Annotated in this window: 17 protein-coding genes; 13 read left to right on the top strand and 4 right to left on the bottom strand. The window is 45.2% G+C overall.

The features are described from left to right. Window positions 1–71: 71 nt before the first annotated feature. The 7 genes from LQV63_RS07225 to LQV63_RS07195 all read left to right on the top strand — a co-directional run bounded on the left by LQV63_RS07225 (window position 72) and on the right by LQV63_RS07195 (window position 7131). Window positions 72–818 (top strand): metal ABC transporter ATP-binding protein, encoded by a 747-nt coding sequence (locus LQV63_RS07225; protein WP_019423409.1) that lies wholly within the window; start codon window positions 72–74, stop codon window positions 816–818. After that, complete coding sequence (locus tag LQV63_RS07220; RefSeq protein WP_019423410.1) at window positions 815–1675, top strand: metal ABC transporter permease; 861 nt, start codon at window positions 815–817, stop codon at window positions 1673–1675. The genes LQV63_RS07225 and LQV63_RS07220 overlap by 4 nt, the downstream gene beginning before the upstream one ends. A gap of 66 nt (window positions 1676–1741) precedes the next feature. Next, window positions 1742–2698, top strand: a complete 957-nt coding sequence (locus LQV63_RS07215) for a metal ABC transporter substrate-binding protein (RefSeq protein WP_233696219.1) — start codon at window positions 1742–1744, stop codon at window positions 2696–2698. 156 nt (window positions 2699–2854) lie between these two features. Then, window positions 2855–3853, top strand: a complete 999-nt coding sequence (locus LQV63_RS07210; protein ID WP_233696180.1) for a LacI family DNA-binding transcriptional regulator — start codon at window positions 2855–2857, stop codon at window positions 3851–3853. A 184-nt stretch (window positions 3854–4037) separates the two neighbouring features. Further along, entirely contained in the window at window positions 4038–5261 is a 1224-nt protein-coding gene (locus LQV63_RS07205; RefSeq protein ID WP_051004537.1) for an ABC transporter substrate-binding protein, read from the top strand. 158 nt (window positions 5262–5419) lie between these two features. After that, complete coding sequence (locus LQV63_RS07200; protein ID WP_233696179.1) at window positions 5420–6295, top strand: carbohydrate ABC transporter permease; 876 nt, start codon at window positions 5420–5422, stop codon at window positions 6293–6295. Continuing rightward, window positions 6295–7131 carry a carbohydrate ABC transporter permease gene (locus LQV63_RS07195; protein WP_019423415.1) on the top strand — a complete coding sequence of 279 codons (837 nt, stop codon included), beginning with the start codon at window positions 6295–6297 and terminating at the stop codon, window positions 7129–7131. The genes LQV63_RS07200 and LQV63_RS07195 overlap by 1 nt, the downstream gene beginning before the upstream one ends. A 204-nt stretch (window positions 7132–7335) precedes the next feature. Here LQV63_RS07195 and LQV63_RS07190 read toward each other — a convergent pair whose 3' ends face one another. Continuing rightward, the gene (locus LQV63_RS07190) at window positions 7336–8385 is read right to left on the bottom strand and encodes a 2,3-butanediol dehydrogenase (RefSeq protein WP_233696178.1); all 1050 of its coding nucleotides are present in this window, start codon (window positions 8383–8385) and stop codon (window positions 7336–7338) included. Window positions 8386–8620: 235 nt separating this feature from the next. Here LQV63_RS07190 and LQV63_RS07185 point away from each other — a divergent pair, with 235 nt between their 5' ends. Then, window positions 8621–9658, top strand: a complete 1038-nt coding sequence (locus LQV63_RS07185; protein ID WP_019423417.1) for a LacI family DNA-binding transcriptional regulator — start codon at window positions 8621–8623, stop codon at window positions 9656–9658. Window positions 9659–9834: 176 nt separating this feature from the next. Next, window positions 9835–10488 carry a carboxylesterase family protein gene (locus LQV63_RS07180; RefSeq protein WP_233696176.1) on the top strand — a complete coding sequence of 218 codons (654 nt, stop codon included), beginning with the start codon at window positions 9835–9837 and terminating at the stop codon, window positions 10486–10488. A 62-nt stretch (window positions 10489–10550) separates the two neighbouring features. On the opposite strand, the gene LQV63_RS07175 is transcribed toward LQV63_RS07180, so the two are convergent. Continuing rightward, a complete protein-coding gene (locus LQV63_RS07175; RefSeq protein WP_233696175.1) occupies window positions 10551–11468 on the bottom strand; it encodes a LysR family transcriptional regulator in 918 nt (305 codons plus the stop codon). A 115-nt stretch (window positions 11469–11583) separates the two neighbouring features. Here LQV63_RS07175 and LQV63_RS07170 point away from each other — a divergent pair, with 115 nt between their 5' ends. The 4 genes from LQV63_RS07170 to LQV63_RS07155 all read left to right on the top strand — a co-directional run bounded on the left by LQV63_RS07170 (window position 11584) and on the right by LQV63_RS07155 (window position 14701). Beyond that, window positions 11584–12006: a tautomerase family protein gene (locus LQV63_RS07170; RefSeq protein ID WP_233696174.1), complete on the top strand. Its 423-nt coding sequence runs from the start codon at window positions 11584–11586 to the stop codon at window positions 12004–12006. Next, the gene (locus LQV63_RS07165; RefSeq protein ID WP_233696173.1) at window positions 12003–12743 is read left to right on the top strand and encodes an SDR family NAD(P)-dependent oxidoreductase; all 741 of its coding nucleotides are present in this window, start codon (window positions 12003–12005) and stop codon (window positions 12741–12743) included. Before LQV63_RS07170 ends, LQV63_RS07165 begins: the two co-directional genes overlap by 4 nt. 152 nt (window positions 12744–12895) lie before the next feature. After that, window positions 12896–13621 carry a thioesterase II family protein gene (locus LQV63_RS07160; RefSeq protein ID WP_267933922.1) on the top strand — a complete coding sequence of 242 codons (726 nt, stop codon included), beginning with the start codon at window positions 12896–12898 and terminating at the stop codon, window positions 13619–13621. Between the two features lie 69 nt (window positions 13622–13690). Then, complete coding sequence (locus tag LQV63_RS07155) at window positions 13691–14701, top strand: phosphotransferase family protein (protein ID WP_233696171.1); 1011 nt, start codon at window positions 13691–13693, stop codon at window positions 14699–14701. 58 nt (window positions 14702–14759) lie between these two features. Here LQV63_RS07155 and LQV63_RS07150 read toward each other — a convergent pair whose 3' ends face one another. Together LQV63_RS07150 and LQV63_RS07145 are read right to left on the bottom strand one after the other, a co-directional pair. Then, on the bottom strand, window positions 14760–15911 hold the full coding sequence (locus tag LQV63_RS07150; protein WP_233696170.1) for a DUF418 domain-containing protein: 1152 nt from the start codon (window positions 15909–15911) through the stop codon (window positions 14760–14762). 62 nt (window positions 15912–15973) lie between these two features. Then, complete coding sequence (locus tag LQV63_RS07145) at window positions 15974–16507, bottom strand: hypothetical protein (protein ID WP_233696169.1); 534 nt, start codon at window positions 16505–16507, stop codon at window positions 15974–15976. Window positions 16508–16556 lie beyond the last annotated feature (49 nt).

Raw genomic sequence — 16556 nt, 5'->3', positions numbered from 1 at the left:
AATTTATCTTGATAAAAATATTTTCCTTAGGTAAAATGTGAGTAACGGATTAGGAGGAAGGAGAAACAGACATGACTTGTGCTTTAACAGTGAATGATCTTTATGTGTCTTACTACGGCAATGAAGCGTTAAGAGATATTAGCTTTTCTATTGAGAAGCAGAGCCTTGTCGGCATTATCGGACCGAATGGAGCGGGAAAATCTACTCTTTTAAAATCATTATTGAAATTGATTCCGCGCGACAAAGGAGAAGTAACGATTTTAGGCAAAGAAGTGGAACAGGTTCGCAAGCAGATTGCTTATGTGCCGCAGCGAAGCAATATTGATTGGGACTTCCCAATTTCGGTATTGGAAACGGTGCTGCTGGGCACTTATCCTAAGCTTGGAGTCTTCCATCGGCCGAAGAAAAGGGAAAGGATGTGGGCTCATGAGTGCTTAGAGAAAGTCGGGATGGAACCTTTTGCAGAGCGGCAAATTGGTGAGCTCTCCGGCGGACAGCAGCAGCGTGTTTTCTTGGCTCGGGCGCTTGCTCAGGAAACGGAAATCTTTTTTCTCGACGAGCCGTTCGTCGGGATTGATATATCAAGCGAAGAAACCATTATTCAGATTCTGAAAGAACTGCGTGATAGCGGTAAAACCGTACTCGTGGTGCATCATGATTTGAGCAAGTCGGACGAGTATTTTGATGAATTGGTGCTGTTGAATAAAGAGCTTGTTCGTTACGGTACGGTAGAAGAAGTAATGAATCCGAAGATGATCGCTCAGGCTTACGGAGGACAGCTTTCATTTTTAAAAGATATGGTGGTGACGGGCGCATGAATTTCTTCGAGGCAGTTATGCAGTATGGCTTCTTACAAAAGGCGCTAGTCACATCGATTATGGTCGGCGTCATCTGTGGCGTCATCGGTTGCTTTATTATTTTGCGAGGCATGGCGCTCATGGGGGATGCCATTTCTCATGCCGTTCTTCCCGGCGTCGCTTTATCGTACCTTTTTGGCGTCAACTTTTTTTTCGGCGCGGTGCTGACCGGCATCTTGACAGCGATTGGTATCGGCTATATTAGTCAGAACAGTAAAATCAAGAATGACTCTTCCATTGGCATTATGTTCACGTCGGCGTTTGCTTTAGGTATTATATTGATAACAATTCTCAAGAGCAGCACTGACTTATACGACATTTTGTTCGGCAATGTGCTGGCCGTAAGGCCTTCGGATATGTGGATGACTTTTGGCATCGGAATTCTTGTGTTGGCAGCTGTATATATTTTTTATAAAGAACTGCTCGTCAGTTCCTTTGACCCGACAATGTCCCAATCATATGGCCTGCCCAACAAGCTGATTCATTATTTCTTAATGACGCTGCTGACCATGGTGACGGTAGCTTCATTGCAAACGGTCGGGATTGTGCTCGTTGTGGCCATGCTGATAACACCGGCGTCCACCGCTTATTTATTATCGGACCGGCTGTGGAAAATGTTGTTTATCGCTGCAGGCTGTGGCGCGCTATCCGCAGTACTTGGACTGTATATCAGCTTCCGGTACAACTTGGCTTCTGGAGCAACGATCGTCCTGGTCGCAACGGTTCTGTTTATTACGGCATTCATGTTTTCACCGAAACAAGGCGTGGTATGGCGCTCGTTAAAAAGCAGGAAACAAAAGTCCGCAGTCAACTATTAATAATGTATTAGGAGAAGGAGGGAGCGCAGATCAGCAAATTGAGAGAGCGATCTGCGCGTAAAGATGATGAAAAAAAGAAATTTACTTATTACTGTGATTATGGCAATTTCGATGCTTGTGCTTGCCGCATGCGGTGGAAAAGAGCCTGCAGCTGGCGAGGCTTCGCAATCGAAGGATAAAGAGAAGCTGCAAGTTATTACGACTTATTCTGTTATATATGACATCGTCAAGAATGTAGGTGGAGACCGGTTGGACGTTCATAGTCTGGCACCTATCGGATCTGACCCCCACCAATACGATCCGCTGCCTGATGATGTGAAGAAGACGACGGATGCCGATATTGTATTCTATAATGGGCTGAACCTAGAAACGGGGGACGGCTGGTTTGAGAAAATGATTGAGACGGCAGGGAAAACGGGAGAAAACGCCCCGGTCTTCAAAGTAAGCGAAGGAGTCAAACCGATGTACTTGAAATCGGGTGGACACGAAGGCGAGGAAGATCCGCACGCGTGGCTGGATGTAGAAAATGGAATCATCTATACCGAAAATGTAAAGAAAGCGTTGATTCAAGTCGATCCCGAACATAAGGAAACCTATGAAAAAAATGCAGATGCTTATATCGAACAATTGAAAAAATTGCATGATTCTGTGCAGCAAAAAATGAATGAACTGCCTAAAGAAAAGCGAATTCTGGTAAGCAGCGAAGGGGCCTTTAAATATTTCTCCAACGCTTACGGCTTCGATGCTTACTATATTTGGGAGATCAATTCCCACGATGAAGGGACTCCGGAACAATTAAAGTCGATCATTGAAATCATTCGCAGTCATGATGTCAAAGCGTTGTTCGTCGAGACGAGCGTCGACTCGAGAAGTATGGAGACCGTTTCTGCAGAAACGGGCGTTTCGATTGCCGGCACGATATTCACGGACTCGCTTGGCAAACCGGGCGAAGATGGGGACACATACATTAAGATGGTTGAATGGAATGCTGATGTTATCTACAACGGACTAAAAAGTAAATAGATCGATCGTCTTTCAGAATAGACCGGATGGAACAGATTGTTCCTCCGGTTTTTTTTGCGGGATTTGCTGTTTCCAACAATCACGTACGGATATAATATAGACTTTTTATTTTTCATGCTATATTAAGATTATATCCATCACTGAAGGAGGATCGACATGATCAGTGGGTTAAAGGAAATAGCTAAGCTCGCAGATGTCTCGGTTTCAACCGTGTCCAATGTACTAAACGGTCGCAAAAATGTAGGACAAGCGACAAGGGAACGAGTTTTGAAGATTTGCAGTGAAAAGGGGTACTATCCAAATTCATCGAACAAAGCAAGTAAAAGCAATACGATCATGTTTATATTCAGTGACTTTGACCGTGACTACTATTTGCAAATCATAAAAGGGATTAACCATTGTCTTTCAGAAAATGGATATGATTTAGTAATATGCACGAATAAGTCCAGCGCTAATTTGATACGAAGCAATATTGCGAGCGGAATCATCAGCTTAGATCGCAATATGACCGATGATGATTTAATTTCTTTTGCAACGCCTCAGTTTCCTATTGTCCTGATGGACAGAATGATTGAAGAAGAATACGCCAATACCAAAAGCGTAATCGTTGATAACTATCCCGTAATGTGTGAGATGGTACAGGCTTTGGTTGACAATGGATATAAACAGTTTGGATTCATTGGCGGTGTGGAATTTACCTTGGATCATAAAGAACGCTTTGCCGGCTTTGTGGATACCTTGGCAAAGAATGACATAACATTTGACAGAAGGAACTATTTCCACGGTGATTATAGTGAGAACAGCGGCTATCAGGCAGCCAAGATTATGATCTTAAGCAATGTGATGCCTGAGGTGCTGGTGTGTGCGAATGATAATATGGCCATTGGGGCGATTAAAGCATTTGAGGAAAACAAAATCAGAGTGCCGGAAGATATTTCGGTTACAGGGTTCGACAATTCGGATGCAGCGGTAATGGCGGGATTAACCACCATTTCGATCCCTCGCTATGAAAGCGGGTATCTGGCGGCGAAAGAGCTGTTGGCCATGATAAAGGGTGCAACGAGCAGGGAACCAGTTAAGCTAAGCGCAACTATTCAGTGGAGAAAATCCGTGAAGCAAGTAAAAAAATACGGATTTTTATTAAAAAACAAGTGAAATTTTATGATGTTTTTTATCAATAATTTATGAAAACGTATTCATTTTTTGTTGACATGTGAATAAAAACCCAATAAGATAGCTTTGAAAGCGCTTTACTATATAAATGAATATTCTTATTGGGGAGGCGTGAAAATTGAGAAAAGGTAAAAAAGGTAAACATGTGTTAAGTCTATTGACCGTGATGGCTCTGATCGCAACCTTGATCGGCTGTGGCAGTTCTGAAAGCAGCAGTTCCAGTTCTTCTACCGATTCAGCAGGTCAAGAAAAATTAAAGAAAATTACTATCTTCCAATCGAAGGTTGAAATCACGGAGAAGTTGGAAAATGTAGTGAAGAAATATACGGAGGAAACCGGTAATGAAGCTGAAGTATGGGGAGCTGCTGGAGACAACTACGGGACTCAATTGCAAATGAAGCTTACCAGCAATCAAGGACCATCTATTTTCAGCATCGGAACGGGTACGGAAGCAGAAAAGTTTAAATCCTACTTTTATGATATGAGCAATGAGGAATATGTGAAGAACATTGCTCCTAATATGGCGCTGGAGATCAACGGAAAAATTGTAGGCGTTCCTTATGGTGTAGAGGGATATGGTTTGGTCTATAGCAAGGAGATGGTTGATCCATCAGAAGTGAAAGACCTTGACTCTTTCAGCAAGACACTTGAGAAGTTCAAAGCTGAAGGTATAAATGGTCTTGCTCTATCACAAGAGGGGTACTTCTTAATTGGACATATTATCAATACTCCTTTTGCATTACAGCCAGATTATCAAGACTATATTGAGAAATTGAACAACGGCGAAGTGAAGATGTCGGAGACAAAAGAGTTCCAGGAGTTCGCGAAATTTATGGATGCCATCAAATCGTATGTGAAAAATCCGCTGGAAATCAAATATGATACCCAGATGGGGGATTTTGCTACAGGTAAAACAGCGATGGTTCATCAAGGAAACTGGAGCTACTCCATGCTGAAGGATTACGGGGATTTTGGTTCGAAAATCGGCCTGATGCCGTTCCCGTTGGCAGGCAACGATAAGCTCACAGTCGGTGTAGCAAGCAACTGGGTGATTAATGGAACAGCGGATGCAGATGAAATCAAAGCGGCTAATGCCTTCCTAGACTGGCTGTTCAACAGTGAAACAGGTAAAAGCACAATTGTTAACGACTTCCAATTCATTCCGGCGATGACAAATATCGAAGCAGGTGATCTCGACCCATTGTCTGAAGCGGTGTATGAAGCAACAAAGAGCGGCAAAACACTTCCAACAGCTAACAATTATTTCCCAGCTGGCATCATTATGAACGATTTGGCTCCTGCTGCACAGGAGTACTTCCTGAGCAAGGACATGACGGGTGAACAGTTCCTGCAGAAGCTCGACGAAGTGTGGGCAAAAGCGTCAAAATAAAATATATCTTTCTAAGTAAAAAAACAAAAGCCTAACCTTTGAGGTTGCATGCATTAGAGCGCTAGGCTTTTTGTTTTTCTCTTGAACGTAATCGTTTTCAGGTGAAATCAAAGGTTTATTGTGGTTACATGAACCTTACTGGAAAGAAGGGGATGGGTATGAAGAAGAGAAAGGATAAGCTTTGGTTCGTATTATTTACGTTCCCCTTGCTCTTTATCTTCACAACGGTTGTCATCATGCCGTTTATATTCGGTATTGCATATTCCTTCGTGAAATGGGATGGCATTCCTGCTAATCCGAAAGTGTTTGTTGGTCTTGACAACTTTATTCAGTTGTTTAAAGACGAGCGATTTCTCTCATCCGCATGGCACACCGTAAAATTTACCGTGATGGCCGTGATATCCGTCAATGTGCTGGGACTTGCATTTTCGCTGTTCGTGACTACCAAGCTGCGTGTAAGAAATGTAGCGAGAACGTTGTTCTTTATGCCTAACCTTATCGGCGGCTTAATACTTGGATATATATGGCAATTTATTTTTACCGATGTGTTTGGTTATTTAGGGCAGTCAACAGGGCTGGACGGCATATTCTTCAACTGGCTGCTTGATCCTCAGTATGCCTTATATGCAATCGTAATCGTCTTTACCTGGCAGGTGGCTGGATATACGATGATTATATATATTGCTGGCCTCCAAGGGATTCCAGACGAGCTTGTTGAAGCGGCCAAGGTGGATGGAGCGAATGTGTGGCATAGATTGACCAAGATTACCTTACCGCTGCTTATGCCTGCTTTCACCATTTGTCTCTTTTTGACGCTATCTGGTGCATTCAAAATTTACGACGTCAACTTGTCTATGACTAGAGGGGGACCTAATAACGCTACAGAAATGTTTGCAATGAATATTTACAATGAAATATTCGCCTATGGCAATTACGGGCTGGGTCAAGCTAAGGCCGTTATATTCTTCCTCGTGGTAGCTGCATTCACCTTGACTCAAGTTGTTATGACGAAAAAGAGAGAGGTGCAATATTAATGAGGAAAACAAGCATGCTATTACTCGAAATATTGCTTCTCGTCCTTGCCGTTATATTCCTGTCGCCGATATATATGATGGTGGTCAACTCTTTCAAAAACCGTGCGGAATTATATGAAAATGCACTGGCATTACCTACTTCCTTCAGCTTTCAATTCTATAAAGAAGCCATGCAAAAGATGAACTTCTTCACTGCTATTGGCAACTCTTTATATGTAACGATTGTTTCTGTCCTGATCGTTATCGTATTGGCTTCGATGACGGCATGGATGCTCGTAAGAACCGACAATAAGCTAAGTAAAATCATCTTTATGACGTTGGTTGCGACGATGCTGATTCCTTTCCAAACCTTGATGATGCCTTTGATGCAGGTGATGGACTGGATTCGCACCAATCTGCATCTTCCGATGCTGAATACGCATGAAGGCTTGATCTATATGAACGTGGGATTTGCTTCGGGTATGGCCGTTTTCCTTTATCACGGCTTTATCAAATCGATTCCGATTGATTTGGAGGAGGCAGCGACGATCGACGGCTGCAGCAAATTCGGCGTCTTTTGGCGAATCGTATTTCCAATGCTGACAAACATTACGATTACGGTTGCCATATTGAATGTGATCTCGCTCTGGAATGACTACCTCCTTCCGTCATTAACATTAGCCGACAAAGGTCTGCGCACGATTCCATTGTCGACCTTCTATTTCTTTGGAGAGTTCACCATTGTATGGAATCAGGCGATGGCGGGATTAACGTTAACAATTATCCCAGTTGTCATTTTTTATATGTTAGCACAAAAATACATTATTAAAGGAATTGCGTCAGGCGCAGTCAAATAAGAACGAAAGAGAGGGATCAGAGCATGGCATGAAACGAATACGCTCGCTTGTGCACACGATCCGGTATGTGGAGACGCCGTTCTATCTAACGCACGAATGTACTTTTAATGAGGAAAGCCTGCGGCTAGTTGTCTCGATCAATATAGAACTTGCGAGATAAGGAAAGTCGGATTTCCGCTCTTACAGAAATCCGACTTTACCTTCTTATTCTGCTTTGACAAGAATTTTGACTTGATTTTTTTCTTTTAAGAGGGTTTCAAAGCCTTCTTCCACAACCTCATCAAGCTTGATTCGTTTCGTAACGAGCTTATCGGCGGGGAAATACCCCTTTTCCATCAAGCTGATAACTGCAGGGAATACATCACGGTAACCGATAATTCCTTTAATTGTGCGTTCCTTCGTTACAATTGTGTTGGGCTTAATAGCAGCCTCTCTTTCGAAAATACTTACAATCATAACTTCGCCGCCAATTCTTGTGGAATCAATGGCGTCCGTTAATACACGGGGAACACCGGTGACTTCATAAGCGACGTCTACTCCGCCATTTGTCCGTTCATGAAGTTCTTTCACAACATCAAGCTTGGAAGGGTCTAGTACAATGGCGCCCAGCTCTTCTGCTTTTTGTTTGCGTTGTTCGGATAGCTCGACGGCATAGATTTCCGCTGCGCCAGATGCTTTTAATGCCTCAATCACTAGCAGGCCGATAGGGCCGGTACCGAACACGACTGCACGATCCCCGACTTTCAGCTTGCTCTGACGGACTGCATGAAGGGCAACCGCAGAGGGCTCCACTAGAGCGCCTTGCTCATAAGACACACGCTCAGGGATTTTGTGCACCATATATTCTTCTGCAGCCACGAACTCAGAAAATCCACCGCCGCCGCCAGCAAGGCCCAGGAAGCCCATTGTGCTGCAAAGATTATATTTTCCTTGTTTGCAGGCTTCACATTCACCGCAAGCGTAGATCGGCTCCACCACAACCCGATCACCTGGTTGAACCTTCGTTACACCTTCACCAACTTCTATGACTTGCCCGGAAAATTCATGTCCCATGACAATGGGAGCCATCTCTCCCGTTATGGGGTGAGGGCTGCCTTCTGGAATAAAGATAGGTCCTGCTGTATATTCATGTAAGTCGCTGCCGCACATCCCGCACCATTCGACTTTAATTTTCACTTTTCCTTTTAGAACTGCCGGTTCTTCAATGTTCTCCAAGCGTAAATCCTTTACACCATGCCATCTCAATGCTTTCATTACTATCATCTCCCCAGAAGTGTAGAAAAAATGTTGTAAGGATATCATAAAATCATGGAAATAGATAGAGCATATCGGAAACGTTTCCGATATTAAATATGTCACACTATCGCCATGATGTCAAATATGATAAACACCCGCGGGAAATTATAATGAATAATGTATATACTAAGGAATGATGTGTTTCATTTGTTCTAAACGTAAATTGGAAGCAATTCCATCATTGGCAGGAGGGATGTTCGAAGTGGTTAATAAAAAGGTTACGATTGAAGATGTAGCTGAAAAAGCGGGTGTCGGCATCGCGACTGTATCCAGAGCTATTAATAATGCGGATGGAATTAGTCCAAAAACAAAAGCTAAAGTCATGGAAGCCATAGAAGAGCTTGGATTTATACCTAACGCCTTTGCCCAGAGCTTAAAAGTGCGTCAAACCAAGCAAATTGCGCTAGCCGTTCCTGATATTCGCAACGCATTTGTTCCGGAAATTGCATATGCTGTCGAACAAGCTGCCAAACACTATGGCTATCGCGTCGTTCAAATCAATACGTTAGGAAATGCAAGAGCAGAGCTGGAAATTTTAAAGGAAGTAAAGAAGCTTCATGTTGATGGACTCCTTTTATTGCCGCTTGCCTATCCGAAAACACTAAAAGACTGGATTAATAAATCCAGTATTCCTATATCCATCATCAATTACGGGAAAAAATTAGACTCGGATGTCAAGGCGGATATCGTAAGTATGTCCGCTCAGGAAGGCAGACTAGTCATGGAGCATTTGCTTAACATTGGCAGAACTAGAATCGCTTATGCAGGCGCTCCCAAAGATATTATCGAGGAGAGGTTTTTCGCTTATGAAGATGCCTTGCATCATGTCGATATATCATTGGTCTATTTCGGTGATGATTTCTCGTTGCAGACAGGAATGAAGGCAGCCGATTACTTTACTGGGCTTACGAATATGCCTGACGCTATCTATGCGGGAAACGATATGATCGCAATTGGTTTGGTTAATCGGTTCAAAGAATTAGGTATCCGCGTGCCTGAAGATATCGCTGTCGTTGGCATCGATAATATACTGTGGGGCACGATTACGACGCCGAAACTCAGCTCCGTCTCGATTATGGGGGCTGAAGTGGCAAGAGTGGCAACGGAATTGTTGTTGAATCGGATTATAGAGCAAAAAAAGGGAGTTTACGAGCGGGTTCAATTCGAACCTCGCCTCATCGTGAGAGAGTCAAGTGTATCCATGACTCGAACTTCTCAGCAGCTGGATTGATTCAGGATTGGATGCGGGGGTATCTTTGGTCCTGTTTATCATTCAAATAGGAAAATAAAGAGCATTAATTTCATAATCATTGCAAAAGGGCTTGTGGGGCTTAATCCTGCGGGCCTTTTTGTGTAAAATAAGTTAGAGGGAAATAAATGTTAGTCGAAAGGAGGGGAATGAGTCTTATGAGTCAAACTGTTTTGCGGATGGAAAAAGAATTGAAAAAGAAGGTGCAATTAAACTACCTTTTGCATTTGCCAGATGGATATGAAAAAGGATCTCCAAAGAAATGGCCTCTGATCCTGTTTCTTCATGGGGCAGGCGAATGCGGCGATGATATTGAATTGGTAAAAATACATGGTATCCCAAAGATTGTGGAACAGAAGCCAGACTTTCCATTTGTTGCGGTGTCTCCCCAATGCCCGGCGGATTCTTCTTGGAATGTTGAACAAGATGCTGTCATGGCTTTAGTGGATGAGATCACGGCACACCACAACGTAGATTCAAAGCGAATATACTTGACGGGGCTAAGCATGGGTGGTTATGGAACCTGGCACTTGGCAGCCGAATATCCGGGAAGGTTCGCGGCAATCGCTCCGATTTGCGGTGGCGGCAATCCCAAACGTATCAATGAATTAAAAGGAACACCCGTCTGGGTTTTTCACGGCGCAAAGGATAATGTGGTGCCACTTGCTAAATCAGAAGAAATGGTATCAACGCTTCAAGCAAATGGCGGGGACGTCAAATTCACGGTATATCCTGACTTGAAACATAACTCTTGGACGACAACGTATGATAATCCGGAGTTGTATACTTGGTTTCTCAGCCATTCTATATAATGCAACCGGGAGCGGCAGTCTAGAGCTTTATTTTCAAGATCTTGGCTGCCGTTTTATCTAAATCAACTACGAGAGGAGTCATCATCCAACGTATCTCCGGGTCCAGCCAGTTCTTGCTTGAGATATTGATAAAGCTTTGCACAAGCCAGCTTCAATGGATAATCGGCAGCTTTGCAGAGCATGCCAAAAGTGATGCTGATCCGGGTGCCATTTATTTTGCGAGCGACAGTACCCGATAGCTGCGGGGATGCGATACTTTTGGGAACTAGCGCAATGCCGAGCCCGCCCTCTACATAGTGTTTCATGGCAGCCATACTGCTGATTTCCATCGTTTCCACTTGATTTTCGCATCGTTCTTGCAGCGCGATTTCGATTTTTTTGCGATATAAACAATTTTTGGATGTAAGAAGCATGCGATGATGTTTAATATCCTCGAAAGAGAGCGTCGGGTTGCTTGCAAGCGGGTGCCGCTCTGGAACTAGAAATACAAGATCCTCTGAAAATAACGGTTCGAAGTAAAGAGCGGTTCCGATGTCCTGTCTCGAACAGAGAGCCAAGTCAAGCTCTCCTTTTAGAAGCCGCTCGCTTAAGGCGGCTGTATTCGCAATGTCCACCGAGATGCGGATCTTCGGATATTTGGATAAGAATCTGTCTAATATGCCGGGCAACTGGCAGCTGGCGATAGGTTCTACCGCCCCCATACGAATATTTCCTGCCTCTCCCACTAACATATCGGACATTGTGGCTTCCAGATGTTCTATATCCTTTACAATATGCGTACTTTGTTGATGGAACACTCGGCCTGCTTCGGTGAGCTGAAATAGTTTACCCCGTTCGATCAATAGAATACCCAACTCCGCTTCGAGCTTTTTAATTTGCATCGTCACGGTGGACTGGGCATAATTCAGTTCCTCGGCCGCTCGGTTAAAGCCCCCGAGTGACACGATCCTATGAAAGGTCTTTAATGCTTTCAGATCCATTTCAACCTCCGTTGTTCAATAATATTGAATTACCGATTCAATTAATTCAATTATACAAAACGATTGGAGAGATATACAATATCGTTACAAGAATACTGCAGAGGGGGAAACGCACATGCCGTTTGTTCGAATTGACCTGCGCACGGGAAGATCGGAGGCAGAACTCCGCAATATAAGCCAGAACATACATCGCGCCATGATCGAGACCATCGACGTGCCTGAAGATGATTACTTTCAAGTGATTACCCAGCATGGAGAAAATGAATTTTTTTATGACCCGAACTACTTGAATATGAACCGCACGGCAGACATGATCTATATTCAAATAACGATGAAAGGCCGAACGCTTGCGAAGAAGCGGGCTTTATATGCGCGCATCGCCGAACGGCTGCATGCAGCCGCAGGAATTCGGACGCAGGATGTCATGATTATTGTAACGGAGACTGACGTAGAGAATTGGTCGTTCGGGAACGGTATTGCCCAACTCGCGCCACATGGGGAAATTGGCGTAACAATGGAAAAGGAGTGGATGAGATGAATTTAAAAAACAAAGTGGTTCTCGTTACCGGCGGCGGAACAGGGATCGGCAAGGCTGCGTGCATCGAATTGGCTCGGCGGGGAGCAACTGTAGCCGTGAACTATTCGCGATCAAAAGCAGAGGCGGAGGAGACGGCGCAAATGATTGAAAACGAAGGCGGACGCGCTATAGCCATACAAGCCGATGTGTCCCGTGACGGGGAAGTGCGGAGCATGGTCGATCTAATTGTCCATCAATTCGGAACTGTCGATTTGCTCGTCAACAATGCCAGTATTACCCGGCACATTCCGCTGGACGATCTGGAAGCGGCGACAGAAGAAGTATGGGATGAGTTGTACGCGGTTAATGTTAAAGGCATGTTTTACTGCGCAAGGGCCGTTGCTCCCTTCATGAAGGAAAATAAACGCGGCGCCATTGTCAACGTGGGCAGCATTGCGGGATTGGCCGGGGCAGGCTCCTCGCTTCCATATGCCGTATCCAAGGCGGCGGCGCATGGGCTGACAAAATCGCTGGCACGCGCTTTGGCACCGGAAATCACAGTGTGCAGCGTGGCGCCGGGAGCCGTCGCGACAAGATGGTGGGCAGGACGGGAAGAGAAGATGAACCGATTGAGCAGCAATCTGCTGCTGCAGCGCATTTCGACACCAGAGGATATCGCCCATCTCATCTGTTCGGTGCTGGAACAAGAATCGATGACAGGTCAAATCATTGCCGTGGACAGCGGGCAAACCCTGTAATCAAAATCGCGGGGCGCATAAATGTTTGTAAATTTACAAATTCCACCTTACTTCGACATCCTATATTTAGTATAATTTAGGATACAGGCGAACCGGAACAAGAAGCCGTGCAGCTACGGCAAATATCATATCGGTATCGATAGGAGTGTGTCATGAGTAAAGTAAAACTATTTTGCGTTCCATATGCAGGAGGCTCCGCAATGATATACAACCCATGGAAAAATGTCATGGGTGATGCCATAGAGCTTATACCGTTGGAATTGGCGGGCAGGGGCAAACGTTTTGGCGGCCCCTTCTATAAGTCGATTCGTGATGCCGTCGAAGATATTGCAGAACAGATTGTTCCACATATCGATAACGGTTCATATGCTCTGTGGGGGCACAGCATGGGGGCAGTTATTGTGTATGAGCTGTGCCATTATATGCGGCAGCAGGGACATCCGCTGCCTGTTCATTTATTCTGCTCAGGCAGCACCGCTCCCCACCTGAGGAAGAAGGATAAGCCTATTCACGACCTGCCGGAAGAACAATTTCTGAAAGAAATTGAAGAGCTGGAAGGAACGCCGCAAGAGTTTTTCCAGAACAAAGAACTAATTAATTTGTTTTTGCCTATTTTGCGGCACGACTTCATGATTATTGAGCAGTACGAATATGAAGAGAAGGCGGACAAGTTGCACACGGATATGAGCATTTGGTATGGGAGCGGCGAATCCTTTGTCAATGAAGTGCAGGGATGGGGAACCCATACTTCCAAATCGTGCAGACTCCATGAATTTCAAGGAGGACACTTTTTTCTCTTTGATCATGTTCAAGCAATTGCAAATGAAGTCAACAACACCTTGGTGCCTTATGAAATTGCGCACGCCATAAAGAAGTGAGCATATGGGTGGACTCATGGGCATTCGTAGGCATCATAAGGCATCATATACAGACGGGGAGACAATAAATTGACTACGAAGGTATATTTTTCTTCTAATAAATTGGGAGATATCGAGGACCATCAATTACAGCTCATGCTTGACCGATTTCATCTCGGGAAGCTTATTTCTTCGGAAAAAACAGCACACGGCGTGATGGGCCAAACCATGTTTGTCACATCCTCTGCGGGTGAGTTTGTTTTGAAAGGGAATCCCATTTTTCAGGGGCAATTCAAAGAGGAAAAATTCTTTGTAGAGCACTTGGACAAACGGACGAATGTGGCTGTTCCTGCTCCCTATTTGATCGATGAATCGGATGACATTTTCGGCTGGAGCTATTCCTTGATGCCTCGTCTGCCCGGGACGCATCTGAACGCGCCGCAATTGCAAGCAAGTCTTCACGCAGAAGACAAAAAAGAAATAGCGCAATTGCTGGCCGCAACCTTAGTCGAGTTACATAGCTGGAAAGTGGAACAATACGGGGAGTTCAATCCCGATAATCACCTGGTGCGCCCCTTTGAAAGCTCCTACAAAACATGGTTGTACAACACCGTTCGATATTGGCTCGATGATGCTAAGAAGTATTCAGTAATTACTGGTAAAGACATGGAATGGGTTGAAGATGTATTGGCAAGCTCGGCTGCTGCATTTGATGAATTGCACTCTCCATGTTTCGTTATGGGCGATTTTAAACCAGAGAACTTCCTGTTGCAGCAAAATACGGATGGATGGCAAGTAAGCGGCGTGTTTGATTTTACCACCTCCTATTTTGGTGATGGAGTGGCGGACTTGGCCCGAATGACTGAATTGTATGTAGAGAACGGGGAAGAAGAGCTGGCAAGACAGTTCCTCACCGTTTATTTCGATGGCTCTGATACCAAAGAGGCCTTCATGGAACGATTCAAAGTCCATATGCTTCATCGCCGGATATTAGTCTGGGGATGTGCCAAAGCGACGAATCAGGTGACCTGGGATAAAGACCTCTCTTTTTCACGTTGGGCCGAAGGATTCATGGAATCAGCGGCGCGCCTCCTGTTATAAGATGGCTCCTGATTTCTCAGGAGTCATCTTATTAAGAAAGGGGCTGCAGCGCGGCCATTTAACCGGAAAGAGAGCGTTTCCGGTCAGCAGGCAGATCGGACAGCCGCCGCCAAGCCCATTCTATCGGACCGACGGTGAATTTACGAAGCCATAGATGAGCGAATACCATCATTAGAGCCGATATAAGCCCCCACATGAAAAAGGTGAATAACGACGAACCAGAGGTTGCTCCGACACCGAATCCCCAGCCATAGAAAATAACGGAAGCGAGAATGTTTTGCAGCATATAGCAGGATAGCGCCGTCTTCCCGACTTCCTCCAAGCGGGATAACAACCAGCCACACCGACTCAGCTCCATCACTTTCGCAATGGTCGCCATATAACCGAGTGACAGCACAGGCGCAAATAAATAGCGAACCGGAATATCAAATGAGAGCCCCGGAATAAATATGAGCATGTTCAGCGGAATTCCCAGCCCTAACCCCCAACGCAGCATCTTGCGGCGGATGGCTTGCCCGTTCGTGTCCGCAGCGAACGCGCCGGAACGGAACAATAGGACGCCGCACAAGAAGAGAAACACATTCATAGGCAGTATTGCGATCGACTCGAATCGGTACATCCAAAATGCTTCAAACCGATAACCGATTTGTTCGAACCATGTGCCTGTTTGGAATAGCGCTATGACACCCTTGAACGCGTCCCCCGTGGACACAGAGGCATTTGCCAAGGTAATTAACGCAAAAGCGGAGATTACCATGAACGAATGCACGATTCCGGTGAACAGCATGACACGAATAATTGTCTTCCGGGTTCGATTCACAACGAATGACACGATGATGGCTGTTACAGCGTAGCTCATCAAAATATCGAACTGCATGACAAGGAAATAATGCAGCAAGCCGTCCACAAGCAGCAAGAATGATGTCCATAAATATATGCCAGGCCAAGCTGTTCCGAGCCGTTCCGCCTTCCTCCGCTTCATTTCCAAACCTACGCCGAACATAATCGTCAGCATGCCGAGAAATTTGCCGTTAACGAGAAACATGACGATAGTTGAAATGATGCTGTTCAGTGACGACCACCAATGCAGGGATGGATCGGGGAAGATGGCTTCCAAATTACCGAGATGGGCGAACAGCCATATGTTCGTGCCGAGCGTGCCGATGATGGCGAACCCTCTCAATATGTCGAGCAATTGAATTCGGTTCATTGTGCGCATCCTTTCTTATTTGCATTGAACCTGCCGGAGCGACAGTCCTGAGCTTGCCATTTCTAGCTTCGGCGCGGCCACAGCGTATAGCTGAAGCTCCAAATAAAGTCGATGATTAAAATGGCCGTCCACAACTGCGCCGTTTTCAACAAGCTTTCTGTTTGATTTGCATTCCCCACGTTATATATGATGCCAAACAATAGTAAGAGGCCGATCGCCCATGCGAGAACATGCCGATACCAGCCGGCGCGTTCCTGTTTGGCGTGTTGTGCGCCATGCTTGACGGAAGAAGACAGGGGGCGGGGGCCGCCTGCGAACAAATGCGCGAATCGATCGTCTGCCCATTGGATCATTCGCTTCCCGAATGCGATGGACACGCCGACATATACGGCCGCCAAGCCGTGAAAGGTAGTGGCGGCTGCTCCGTTCTTCAGATCGATAATGGTAAATACGATGAGCAATATATCGATCAGCGGAGTGCAAAACAACAGCACAGATCCCAATGTTCGCTGACGCAGCCGGTATCTTGCGAATAACCCCAATAGGATAAACAGCCAAAAACCAATTTCACAAGCTAATATCAACCATCCAATCATGCTCCCACTCCTTATTTAATACAACTGTGTTATTTAATTTAGCACGGTT

The organism is Paenibacillus profundus, from assembly GCF_021369635.1.
Taxonomy (GTDB): domain Bacteria; phylum Bacillota; class Bacilli; order Paenibacillales; family Paenibacillaceae; genus Paenibacillus_B; species Paenibacillus_B profundus.
This window is presented reverse-complemented; position numbering and strand designations above follow the sequence as displayed.